General features: G+C 71.9%; 11 protein-coding genes. 8 read left to right on the top strand and 3 right to left on the bottom strand.

The features are described 5' to 3' along the window. From BMY61_RS36305 to BMY61_RS36295, 3 genes are all read right to left on the bottom strand, one after another. Positions 1 to 214 (bottom strand): S-adenosylmethionine synthetase N-terminal domain-containing protein (locus tag BMY61_RS36305; RefSeq protein WP_280521069.1); only part of this gene is annotated, 214 nt, incomplete at its 3' end. Positions 215 to 264: 50 nt separating this feature from the next. Continuing rightward, positions 265 to 720 carry an SAM-dependent methyltransferase gene (locus BMY61_RS36300; protein WP_042457950.1) on the bottom strand — a complete coding sequence of 152 codons (456 nt, stop codon included), beginning with the start codon at positions 718 to 720 and terminating at the stop codon, positions 265 to 267. Between the two features lie 485 nt (positions 721 to 1,205). Then, positions 1,206 to 2,786, bottom strand: coding sequence for an amino acid adenylation domain-containing protein (locus BMY61_RS36295; protein WP_052439407.1), 1,581 nt, complete (start codon positions 2,784 to 2,786; stop codon positions 1,206 to 1,208). Positions 2,787 to 3,034: 248 nt separating this feature from the next. On the opposite strand from BMY61_RS36295, the gene BMY61_RS36290 reads away from it, so the two are divergent. From BMY61_RS36290 to BMY61_RS36255, 8 genes are all read left to right on the top strand, one after another. After that, entirely contained in the window at positions 3,035 to 3,742 is a 708-nt protein-coding gene (locus BMY61_RS36290; protein ID WP_177240403.1) for an alpha/beta fold hydrolase, read from the top strand. Further along, a complete protein-coding gene (locus tag BMY61_RS36285; protein ID WP_042457904.1) occupies positions 3,739 to 4,974 on the top strand; it encodes an MFS transporter in 1,236 nt (411 codons plus the stop codon). Before BMY61_RS36290 ends, BMY61_RS36285 begins: the two co-directional genes overlap by 4 nt. 86 nt (positions 4,975 to 5,060) lie before the next feature. Then, complete coding sequence (locus BMY61_RS36280; protein WP_042457901.1) at positions 5,061 to 6,161, top strand: thioesterase domain-containing protein; 1,101 nt, start codon at positions 5,061 to 5,063, stop codon at positions 6,159 to 6,161. A gap of 24 nt (positions 6,162 to 6,185) precedes the next feature. Continuing rightward, positions 6,186 to 6,665, top strand: coding sequence for an SAM-dependent methyltransferase (locus tag BMY61_RS36275; RefSeq protein ID WP_201777646.1), 480 nt, complete (start codon positions 6,186 to 6,188; stop codon positions 6,663 to 6,665). Positions 6,666 to 6,789: 124 nt separating this feature from the next. After that, on the top strand, positions 6,790 to 8,259 hold the full coding sequence (locus BMY61_RS36270; RefSeq protein WP_082015564.1) for a radical SAM protein: 1,470 nt from the start codon (positions 6,790 to 6,792) through the stop codon (positions 8,257 to 8,259). A gap of 2 nt (positions 8,260 to 8,261) precedes the next feature. Further along, on the top strand, positions 8,262 to 9,317 hold the full coding sequence (locus BMY61_RS36265) for a PLP-dependent transferase (RefSeq protein ID WP_052439406.1): 1,056 nt from the start codon (positions 8,262 to 8,264) through the stop codon (positions 9,315 to 9,317). After that, a complete protein-coding gene (locus BMY61_RS36260) occupies positions 9,317 to 10,327 on the top strand; it encodes an OsmC family protein (RefSeq protein ID WP_042457896.1) in 1,011 nt (336 codons plus the stop codon). The genes BMY61_RS36265 and BMY61_RS36260 overlap by 1 nt, the downstream gene beginning before the upstream one ends. A 32-nt stretch (positions 10,328 to 10,359) precedes the next feature. Further along, positions 10,360 to 11,100 carry a class I SAM-dependent methyltransferase gene (locus BMY61_RS36255; RefSeq protein ID WP_042457893.1) on the top strand — a complete coding sequence of 247 codons (741 nt, stop codon included), beginning with the start codon at positions 10,360 to 10,362 and terminating at the stop codon, positions 11,098 to 11,100. The last annotated feature ends 35 nt before the right edge of the window (positions 11,101 to 11,135 follow it).

The raw sequence follows: 11,135 nt of genomic DNA, 5'->3' as shown, positions 1-11,135 counted from the left end.
TGTCGCGCACCAGCTGCGCGATCGGCGCGTACGCCGACGTGGTCACCTCCCCCGCGACGTGGACCTGACCGGTGGTGATCAGCGTCTCGACGGCGACACGCGAGGACGGGTCGTCCTTCAGCAGGGCGTCGAGGATGGTGTCGCTGATCTGGTCAGCGATCTTGTCCGGGTGACCCTCGGTCACGGACTCGGAGGTGAACAGGCGGCGGGACATGCTGCGGCGGTCCTCTGTCTGTCGGGAGTCGGAAGGGGCGGGGTCGGAGGTCAGTAGTACTCGCGCATGATCTCCGTGGCCCACTCCGGCTGGCCGACCTCGCCGCGCGGCCCGAACTCCGCCATGTACGGCTTGATGTCCAGCACCGGGGTGCCGTCCACCGCGTCCAGGCCGCTGATGTACAGGTCGAGGCCGTCCACGCGGTGCAGGCGGCAGCGCGAGACCCCGAGCCGGTTCGGCCGGTTCTTGCCGCGCTGGGCGAAGATGCCGATCAGCGGCCAGTCCTTGTTGCCGCGGGGGTGGCGGGCGCCGGTCTCGATCTTCTCGACCGGCACCCGGTCGAAGTGGAAGATCACCTCCAGGTGGGAGAAGGTCTCCAGCCCGTACAGCGCCTCCTCCGTGAACTGCGCGGAGTCCAGCCGGATCACCGCCTCGACGCCGTCCCAGGCGTCGTCGAAGACCTCCCCCCGGCCACCCACCACGTGGGCCACGGGCCGCGAGGCCACCTGCTGCACGCCGTCCTCGCCGTTCCAGATCTCGTCCCGCACCAGCAACTCTCCTTCGTTGGCCCGACGCACCGTCAGGAAGATGTCCGCGCCCCCGATGCCGAGGACGGCGGCGAGCTCGGCCTGAACCGCCCGGAGCAGCAGACCGACCTGTTCCTTCGAGTAAGCAGCCTTGCACGTCACGAATCCGATCGGTGGCCGGGGGCCGGTGCCCTCCTGCCACTGGGAGCGGTGGGCGCTGTCCTGGTCGATCTGCTGCCAGGTGATCCAGCAGTGGTCGGGCGCGATGCCGAGGGTGTCGGTCGCCGCTGCCGCCACCTTGGCAAGCGCGGCGCTCCCCGGGCTGGTGTCGGGCGAGAGCAGGGTGATGACGGGCACGCGGGGCTCCTTGTGGGCGGGGGTCCGGGAGTTCGGGCAGGCTGCGGCCGGGCGGCCGACAGTTGGGCAGGCCGGGAGGTCCGGGGCCGGGCAGCCGGCCACCGGGCCTAGGCCAGCTCGGACAACAGGGCGTGGTGGTCGGCCTTGCCGTTGGCCGTGACGGGGATGCGCTCCACCAGGCGGACGACGTCCGGGACGGCATGCAGCGGCAGCAGCCGTTCGAGTTCGGCGCGGATCAGCCGCTCGGTCTCGCGCACGGTCACCGGGACGGCGGCCTGCGGCACCGTGCAGAAGAGCGCGATCCGGTCGAACGCACCCAGCTGTCCGGGGACGGGTACGGCGGCGCAGCCGGCCACCTGCGCCAGCCGGAGTGCCGTGCTCTCGATCTCGGCCGGCTCGATGCGGTAGCCGCGCACCTTCACCTGTCGGTCGGCCCGACCGACGTAGTGGAGCACCCCGTCCGCGTCGCGGTGGGCCAGGTCGCCGGTCCGGTACACGCGGCGGGGCCCGTCCGCGAGCTCGACGTCGGGGAAGCACCGGGCGGTGAGTTCGTCGTTGCCGAGGTAGGCCAGCGCCAATCCGTCGCCGCTCACGCACAGCTCGCCGACCACCCCGACGGGGCACTCGTCGCCGTCGTCCAGGAGGTGGACCGCGGTGCCGGGTACGGGAGTGCCGATGGGGATCCCGTTCGGCACGGCGCAGTCCTCCGGGCGGACGGGGTGCATGGTCGCGAAGACGCAACTCTCCACCGGCCCGTAGCCGTTCCACAGGGCGGTCTCGGGGAAACGCTCCAGGAACTGTCCGACACGGGACGGCGAGAGGCGCTCGCCGCCGATGACCAGCTGCTGCAGTCCGGCGAAGGCGTCCAGATCCACCTCGACGAAGAGGTTGAAGAGGGAGGAGGTGAGCCAGAGGGTGTTCACGCCCGACTCCGTGACCACCTCGCGCAGGGTGTCCGGCAGCAGGTAGTCGTCCTCGATCACCACGACGGTGCCGCCGGTGGTGAGCATGCCCCAGAGCTCCAGCGAGAACGCGTCCCACGGGGACGGCGCGGCCTGCGCCATGACCCGGCCGGGGCCGAGGGCGAGCGGTCCGTGGTCGGCGAAGAGGCGGGTGGTGGCCGCGTGAGGCGAGACGACGCCCTTCGGCGCACCGGTCGTGCCGGAGGTGAAGAACACGCAGGCCGCGGCGGACGCCGGGAGGCCGACGTGCGGCGGATGCGGCGGATGCGGCGCTGACGGCTCGGCGGATCCCTGCAACGCGGACCGAGACTCGGGTGCGGGCGGAGGCTCGGGGGCGGGCGCGGACCGGAGCGCGGGTACGAGCCAGACCGGGATCCCGGCGAACCCCACCGCCGCGGCGTCGTCCGTCACCACCACCGGTGGCGCCAACTGCCCCAGCACATCCGCCAGTCGGGGTTCCGGCCAACGGCGGTCGAGAGCCGCGTACGCGGCCCCGCACTTGAGCACCGCGAGCAGCGCGACGATCTGTGCCGGGGACCGGGGCAGATGGACGGGCACCAGGGTTCCCGGTCCCGCCCCGAGTGCCGCGAGCTCCACGCTCCAGGCGTCGGCCAGGGAGTCGACCTCCCGGTAGGTCAGCCGCTCGCCGCGGCAGACCACCGCCACGGCGTCGGGGCGCAGCGCGGCCTGGCGTGCCACGGCCTCGTGGATCAGCTGTTCTGCCACCGTGCTTCGCGCCTCCTCGGGTGTGGGTCGGACAGCGTGGCCCGACGCTAGCCGGAGTCAAGTCCCGCGCGCCTGTCCCCCGTTATGGGGACGCGGCGACCCGTTGACCGGACGGTGGCCGGGCGGCGAAGCTCAAGGTCGATCACGAAGGCTCGGCCTCCCGGCTCCGCACGGTTGTACGGCCCACCTCATAACCCCTCCACTCCACCACCTCGAACAGGCAGGCAGCCATGGGCATCGGAAGCCAGGTGACAGCGCCTCCCCCGGGGCCCGCGCTCGCGGAGCATCCGGCGATCCCGCTGCTCGACTACGACCGGGTGGCCGGCACCGTCGAGAACGGATCCGCTCCGGGCTCGATGCTGCTGGTCCACGGGTTCGGCGGCGGCAAGCAGCAGCTGCGCGAGCTGGGCGACGCCCTGTGCCCGGCGGGCTCCGAGGCGTTCTACCCGGTGCTCCGGGCCCACGGCACGAGCCCGAAGCCGGCCTGGGGTTACTCGGTGCTCGACTTCGCGGCGGACGTCCACCGGATCGCGGACGTCCTTCCCGAGCGGGTGGATGCCGTCGGCTACTCGTACGGCGCCCTGGTGAGCGCGGTCTCCGCGGTGACCTGGGGAGCCGCGCGGATCCGCAGTCTGGTGGTGATCGACCAGTCCTTCGAGGCACACCCCGAACGCCACGAGGCCGACGAATGGGTCGAAGGCAGCCTGCTGCGCTGGCACTACGACTTCAGCCACCTGCTCGACGTGCTGCACGGCCTGGGCGTGCCCGTGCTGGTGCTCGGCTCGCCGGACAGCGGCGTGATCGGCACGGACGAGGAGGAACGGCTGCTGGCCCGCCGCGACGCGCTCTTCGACTACCGGAGGATCACCGGCTCGCACGCCGAGTGCTACCGGGACACCGAGGTCCTCGTGCCGCTCATGGACGAGTTCTATCGGACGAAGGTGGCCGGCACATGACCTCCGGTCAGCGTGACCCCGGTCGCACGCTCGTCCTCGCCCAGCTGGTGAACACCCTGGGCAACGGCGCCTTCGTCACCACCTCCGCCCTCTACTTCACCCGCGTCGTCGGCTTCTCCGCCGCCCAGTTCGGTGTCGGACTGAGCATCGCCGGCGTGGCCGGGCTGCTCGCCGGGGTGCCCTTCGGGCACCTGGCCGACCGGCGCGGCGCACGCGGCGTGACCGCCTGGCTGATGGCCCTGGCCGGGCTGGCCACCGCCTCCTACCTGGTGATCCGCTCCTTCCCGCTGTTCGTGGTCGCGGCCGTGCTCTACGCCCTGTTCGACCGCGGCGGATACGCCGCCCGGCAGGCTCTGGTGGGCCGGGCGCTGAGCGGGGAGAACCTGGTGAAGGTCCGCGCGAAGATGCGGGTGGTCACCAACGTCGGCTACTCGCTCGGCGCCGGCCTCGGCGGCCTGGCCCTCTCCTTCGACACCCGTCCTGCCTACCTGCTGGCCCTCGGGCTGGACGCCCTGAGCTTCGTCGGCTGCGCGCTGCTCCTGCTGCGACTGCCGACGATCGACCCCGTGCCCGCCGGTCCGCCCGGGGAGCCGCGCCTGGCGGTGCTCCGGGACCGCCCCTACGCGCTGCTGGCCCTGATCAACATGGTGATGCTGCTGCACTCGCCGCTGCTCGACGTGGCCCTCCCGTTGTGGATCTCCAGCCACACCGCCGCCCCGCGCTGGATGGCCGCGGCGCTCTACGTGCTCAACACCGGCAGCGTGGTGCTGTTCCAGGTGCGGCTCACCAAGGGCATCGACGCGCTCGCACCGGCGCTGCGGGCCTTCCGGCTGGCCGGTGTGGGCTTGATGGCCGCCTGTGTGGCCTTCTCCTTCAGCTCCGGTCGCTCCGCCGTCGCCGCCGTGGCGCTGCTCGTCGTCGGTGCCGGTCTGCACGTGTACGGCGAGATGGTGCAGTCCGCCGGCTCGTGGGTGATCGGCTACGACCTCGCCCCCGCCGACAAGCAGGGGCAGTACCAGGGTCTGTTCAACACCGGCATCGCCGCCACCCAGATGTTCGCGCCCGCGGTGCTCACCGTGCTGCTCATCGACTGGGGTGCGCCGGGCTGGCTCGTGCTCGGCGGCGTCTTCCTGGTCGGTGGCCTGGCCATGGCGCCGGCCGTCCGCTGGGCCGAACGCAGCCGCGCCGAGGCGGAAGCCGCCGGCGCCGACGCCGCCGTCCCCGTCGCCTGATCCCGCCGCCTGATCGCGTCGCCCGATCGCGTCGCCCGATCCAGTCGCCTGATCCTGTCGTCCATCGCACACCCGGGGGAATTCCCATGTCCGCTCCCACCCTCCAGCCGGACCCGGTCGACGAGGCTGCCGCGCAGCCCGGCCGCGACAGCGTGGAGCTCCAGCTCTGCGCGATCTGGCGCAAGCTGCTGGACCGCCAGGACGTCGGCGTCCACGACGACTTCTTCGAACTCGGCGGCCACTCGCTGCTGGCCATCAAGCACGTGGTCGAGATCCGCAAGCACTTCAAGATCGACATCACGGTCAGCGACCTGATCGGCACCCGCACCATCGCCGAGCTGGCGCCGATCGTCCGTCAGGGCGGCTCCCGCGAGCAGGGCCCGCTGGTCCGGCTCCAGGTGGGCACGTCGGGCGTGCCGGTCTACGCCTTCCCGCCCGTCTCCGGAACCGTGCTGGTGTACCCGCAGGTGGCCCGCGCCGTCGGCACCGCGCACACCTTCTGGGCGCTCCAGTCCTCCGGGCTCAACCCGGGCGAGGAGCCGTTGGGCTCGATCGAGGAGATCGCCGCGCACTTCATCCGCGCCATGCGCACGGTCCACCCGGACGGCACGCCCTGGCACCTGCTCGGCTACTCGATGGGCGGGCTGATCGCCTTCGAGGTGGCCCGGCAGCTGCGGGCAGCCGGCGAACGGGTCGGGCTGGTCGGCCTGCTGGACACCCGCACCACCGTCGAGCCGAGCGACGACCCGGACTTCGCCCTGCGCGCGCTGCTCTTCCGCGGCCTGCGCCTGGAGCTCGACGTGGACTGGCTGCGCTCGCTCACGCCCGAGGAGCGGTCCGCCGTGCTGCTGGAGAAGGCGCACGCGGCGGGCACCGTCCCGGCCGACTTCGACGCCGAGCGGCTGCGCCGGATGATCGACATGTACCAGCACAACCTCGACGCCCTGGCCGGGTACGAGGTCGGGCCGTTCGACGGCCGACTGGTGCTGTACCGGGTCACGGACCGGGCGATGGAGCCGGAGAACTACCCCGAGGACCTGGGGTGGACGGAGTTCGCCGCCGAGGTCACGGTCACCGCCGTTCCCGGCGACCACTTCACGATGATCGAGCCGGGCAACGTCGAGGCCCTGGCCGCCGCCATCCGCGCCGACCTCACCGACCTCGCCGAACTCACCGAACTCACCTGAGCAGCTGCGGACATGGAGAACGACATGACCGACATGACCGACCCGGTGACGCTCCGCCCGATCGGCGTGGTGACCTCGCCGCGCATCCGCCCCGAGTACGACGGCTGGGGGCCCGTCACCGCCTCGATCTCCCTGGACGAGGAGCTGTTCCACCCGGACGCGGTCGCGGGCCTGGAGGAGTTCTCCCACCTCGAGGTGGTCTTCCGTTTCCACCTGCTCGGCGAGCGGGACGTCGTCACCGATGCCCGCCACCCGCGTGGTCGCACCGACCTGCCGCGCGTCGGCGTCCTCGCTCAGCGGATCAAGGAGCGGCCCAACCATCTGGCCGTCTCCCGCTGCGAGTTGCTCGGCGTCGACGGCCTCACCCTGCACGTGCGGTCGCTCGACGCCCTGGACGGCACACCGGTGCTGGACGTCAAGCCCTACCTGAAGCGCTTCGTTCCGGAGTCCGACCGGGTGCGCGAGCCCGCGTGGGTCGAGGAGGTGATGTCCGCGTACTTCTGACGCACAGAACGCCAGGGCCCAGGCCGACCGGCCGGGCGGCCCTGCGGACTGCACACCGACGCAGTCCCACCACGGCACCAGATGGCACCCACGGCATCCCACGGCACCCAAAAGGAGCGCTTCCGTGACCACGACCGTCAGCACCCAGGGCCTGGCCGAGACCCACGAGCTCAACCTCGGCCGGCTGCTGGACCGCAACCCGCAGCTGCAGGTCCCGCGTGACCAGTACAACATCAACGTCACCTCGAACGAGGGCGAGAAGCTCTCCGCCGAGGAGGTGGCCACCGAGTACGGCCGCTTCGAGGGGGCAGGGCTGCCCGCCCACCTCTACTTCCACCTGCCGCTGTGCAACTACATCTGTCACTTCTGCAACTACGTGAAGCGACTCGTGCCGCGCGGCAAGGAGGACGGCGCGCTGCGACTCTGGACGGATCTGCTGATCGAGGAGTCCCGCCGCTACCTCGACCGTTTCGACTGGCTCCCCCAGGCCCGTATCGAGTCCTTCTACATCGGCGGTGGCACGGCCGCGCTGCTGCTGAACGACCGGGACTACATCGCTCCGCTGGTGGAGCACGTCCGCTCCGCCTACCAGCTGACCGACTCCGTCGAGTTCAACATCGAGGGCAACCCGGAGAACTTCGGCAAGGAGCACCTCGCGATCGCCCGCGACCTCGGCTTCAACCGGTTCAGCCTCGGTGTGCAGTCGCTCCAGGACGAGGTGAACGACTTCACCAAGCGCCGCCACTCCACCGAGCAGTCGCTGGACGCGATCCGGAACCTGCTGGACACGGGGTGCCCGTTCAACGTCGACATGATGTTCGGCCTGCCGTACCAGACCCCGGAGTCGGTGCGCCGCGACATGAAGATCCTGACCGACCTCGGTGTCCCCACCATCACCATCTACCGCCTGCGCAACGCGGACCGCGAGGAGATGGGCATCGGCAACCGGGCCGTCTGGAACAACCCGGTCGTGCGCGAGCGCCTGATCCAGGAGGGCCGGTTCCCCGAGCTGGAGGCCACCTACGAGATGCGCCAGGCCGCGGTCGAGGTGCTGCTCGAGGCCGGCTACTACCCGAGCCCGTGCGGCTGGTGGAGCCGCCCCGGAACCTACGAGGGCGGGAACATCCCGCAGACCTCGAAGAACAAGTGGGAGCACTACAACACCATGATCGCGTACGGTCCCGGCGCGTACGGCTGGCTGACCGGTGGGCGCGACGAGTTCCTGCAGACCCACAACATCACCGACATCAGCAAGTACGTCTCCTTCATGCAGAAGGAGGAGGGCCTGCCGCTGGCCTACGGCCGCAAGCTGGACGGCCACAAGGCGATCGGCACGGCGCTGGGCTTCAACTTCAAGGCCAACCAGCCGATCGTGCTGGCCCGCTACCAGGAGCAGTTCGGCGCCGACCTGCTGGGCATGGAGCCCTTCGCCTCGGCCTTCGCCGAGCTGCTGGAGCGCGGCCTGGTCGAGATGGTCGACGACGGTGCGGCGATCAAGCCCACCCTGGACGGCGAGGCCCTGCACGAGGAGATCATCTTCCACTACTTCCACCAGCGCATCGGCCTGTCCGACGCGCCGGTCTGTCGGCGGTGAGCGTGGAGACCACGGCATCACCCTCCGTCTCGCCGGTCGAGCAGCGGCTCGCGCAACTCCACGGCGCGGACACCGCGTTGCTCGCGCCGAGCGCGGTCGCGGCGGTGTCCGCCGCGCTGCTCGCGCTCAGCAACCCGGGCGGTCACGTGATCGCCTCCCGCTACGCGCACGGCCCGGTCGGCGACTTCCTCCGGGACGGCCTGCCCCGGATGGGCCGCGAGGTGACCTTCGTCGACTGCGCCGACCTCGACGAGGTGGCGGCGGCCATCCGCCCCACCACGCAGGTCGTGTTCGCCGAGTCGCTGAGCCGCCCGCTGATGCTGCCGTGCCCCGTCAACGACCTGGCACCGCTCGCGCAGACGAACGACCTGCTCCTTGTGGTCGACAACACCGCCCTGTCCCCGGCGCTCCTGCGCCCGCTGGACCTCGGTGCGGCGGTCGTCGTCGAGGACTGCGGCCCCTACCTGGACGGCCATGGGGACCTGAACACCGGTCTGGTCGCCGGTCCGCGCCGCCTGATGCATCAGATCAAGGCGCAGGCCGCGCCGGGCGGCGCGGGCATCGACCCCTGGTCCGGGCGCCTGCTCGACCGTTCGCTGGACACCCTCGGGCTGCGGATGACGACGATCCAGGCCAACGCCGACCGGGTCGCCGTCGCGCTGCGGGACTGCCCGGCCGTCACGGCGGTCCACCGTCCCTCCTTCGACGAGCACCCGTGGGCGTTGGAGACGCATGACGGCTTCGGGGGGCTGCTCGCCTTCGAGACGGAGCTGCCCGCGGCGGAGGTCGCCGCACTGGTGCAGGCCGTCAACGGGGACGCCACGACGCGGGAGGCCATGTCCACCCTCGCCCTGGTTCCGGCGGCGACCACCCATGCGGCGCTGAGCGAGCGTCAGCGCGAGGCCATGGGCGCCCACCGCGGCCTGATCAGCATCGCGGTCGGCATCGAGGACCCCGGGCCGCTGATCCGTCGGCTCACCCGCGCTCTGGACCGCGCGCACTCCGTCCATGCCGCGGTCGACGGCCGGCGGACACCCATCGGAACGGAGAAGCGCTGATGTCCCTGCTCAACGGTGTCGACCTGGAAGGTCTGCACGAGCTCGGCCGGGAGTTCCGGCAGGAGCCCTGGGAGGCGCAGCTCGGCCTGGGGGTGGAGGCCACCCCCGACGGCCCGGACCGGTGCCTGATCAGCACCGGCCCGGTGCGGCTCGGCACGACGCGCGCCGCCCGCCCGTTCGTCTTCCCGCACGGCACCGGCAGCCCCGCCGCGGCGGGGCTGCGCGACCCGCTGGCGTCGGTGCTCGCCGCCCTCGGCGCCGGCGTGGCGAGCGAGGTGGCGACGGCCCTCACCGGCCACCGCGTCAGCCCGTCCCGCCTCGAGGTCCGCACGCAGGCCCAACTGCCGACCGGTGGCGGAACCCTGGACCCGCGCAGCGATCTCACGGTCGAGGTCCGGATCGACGGCGACGTCGACGAGGAGACCGCTCTGCAGTGCGTCGCCGCCGCCCGCACGCGCAGCACCGTCCTGCGCACCCTGGAGGAGGCCAACGAGATCCGCGCGGTCCTGGTCGCGGAGGAGAACCGGTACCTCACCGACCGCCCCCACGAGTACCGCGCGGACACCGAGAAGCCCGGCGGCGCACGCCGCTCGGCGTCGGCCGTGTGGGAGTCGGGGTTGCTGGTCGTCGCCGAGGTCGACGGCGTCACCGTCCAGACGGACCAGCCCAAGCAACTGTTCGGTGGCGACCGCGCCCCGAGCCCCGAGGAGCACCTGCTCGCGGCCCTCGCCGCCGAGGCGCTCGGCCACGCCACCCGGCCCGGGGGCTCGGACCACGGGGCGTCGATCCACGCCTCCGCCCGGCTCGACCTGCGCGGGCCGGACAGTTCGGAGGGCGTCCCGGTGGGGCTCGGCAGCCTGCTCGTGCAGTTCCTGCCGGGAGTCGGCGCGGACGTGCGCGCCGAGGCGGTCGACGCGTGGCTCACCGACGGGGACGTCCTGCGGCTGGTCCGGGACAACCACCCGGTCAAGGTCCGACTCGTGCTCAACGGCGACTCCGTCGGCGTCTGAGCAGCTCACCTCAGCACCAGAAGGAGCAGAACATGCCCAGGGAATGGGACGCGAAGACCTACGACTCGCTGCCGCTGCCGCACCTCCAGTGGGGGCGGCGCGTCCTCGGCGGCCTGGACCTCACCGGCAAGGAGACGGTCCTCGATGCCGGCTGCGGCACCGGACGCGACACCGCCGCGCTGCTGGACCTGGTGCCCGACGGTCGGGTGATCGCCGCAGACGGGTCGAAGCGGATGCTGGAGCAGCTGCGCGTCCGGCTGGCCGACCGGCTGGACCGGGTGGAGGTCATCGAGGCCGACCTGACCCAGCCGCTGCCCCTGGAGGGCGAGGTCGACGCCATCGTCAGCGTGGCCACGTTCCACTGGATCACCGACCACGCCTCCCTCTTCGCCAACCTGGCCCGCACGCTGCGACCCGGTGGCCGGTTCGTCGCCGAGTGCGGCGGCCTGGGCAACGTCGCCCAGGTCTCGGCGGCGATCGAGGAGGTGATCGGCGAGCAGGAGAAGGTCTGGTACTTCGCCGGCGTCGAGGAGACCAGGGAACGCCTGGAGCAGGCCGGTTTCACCGACATCGAGGTGTCGCTGCGGCCTGACCCGGCCCGCTTCGAGCCGGGCGAGCAGCTGTGGAGCTTCCTCGCCACCGTGATCCTCGGCTCGCACCTGGACCGGATGCCGGAGGCGGAGCACGAGCAGTTCGTCAAGGCCGTCGCCGCACGCCTGCCGGAGCCGGTCGTGGACTACGTGCGCCTGGAGATCTCGGCGACTCGGGCCTGACCGTCGGGCCTGACCGTCGGGCCGGACCGGGGACC

This window comes from Streptacidiphilus jiangxiensis (assembly GCF_900109465.1).
GTDB classification, from domain to species: Bacteria; Actinomycetota; Actinomycetes; order Streptomycetales; family Streptomycetaceae; genus Streptacidiphilus; species Streptacidiphilus jiangxiensis.
This window is presented reverse-complemented; position numbering and strand designations above follow the sequence as displayed.

Excerpts from the sequence above, each read along its gene's own strand:
- BMY61_RS36260 (WP_042457896.1), top strand. The coding sequence starts at position 9,317 with ATGTCCCTGCTCAACGGTGTCGACCTGGAAGGTCTGCACGAGCTCGGC.
- BMY61_RS36275 (WP_201777646.1), top strand. The coding sequence starts at position 6,186 with ATGACCGACATGACCGACCCGGTGACGCTCCGCCCGATCGGCGTGGTG.
- BMY61_RS36285 (WP_042457904.1), top strand. The coding sequence starts at position 3,739 with ATGACCTCCGGTCAGCGTGACCCCGGTCGCACGCTCGTCCTCGCCCAG.
- BMY61_RS36255 (WP_042457893.1), top strand. The coding sequence starts at position 10,360 with ATGCCCAGGGAATGGGACGCGAAGACCTACGACTCGCTGCCGCTGCCG.
- BMY61_RS36280 (WP_042457901.1), top strand. The coding sequence starts at position 5,061 with ATGTCCGCTCCCACCCTCCAGCCGGACCCGGTCGACGAGGCTGCCGCG.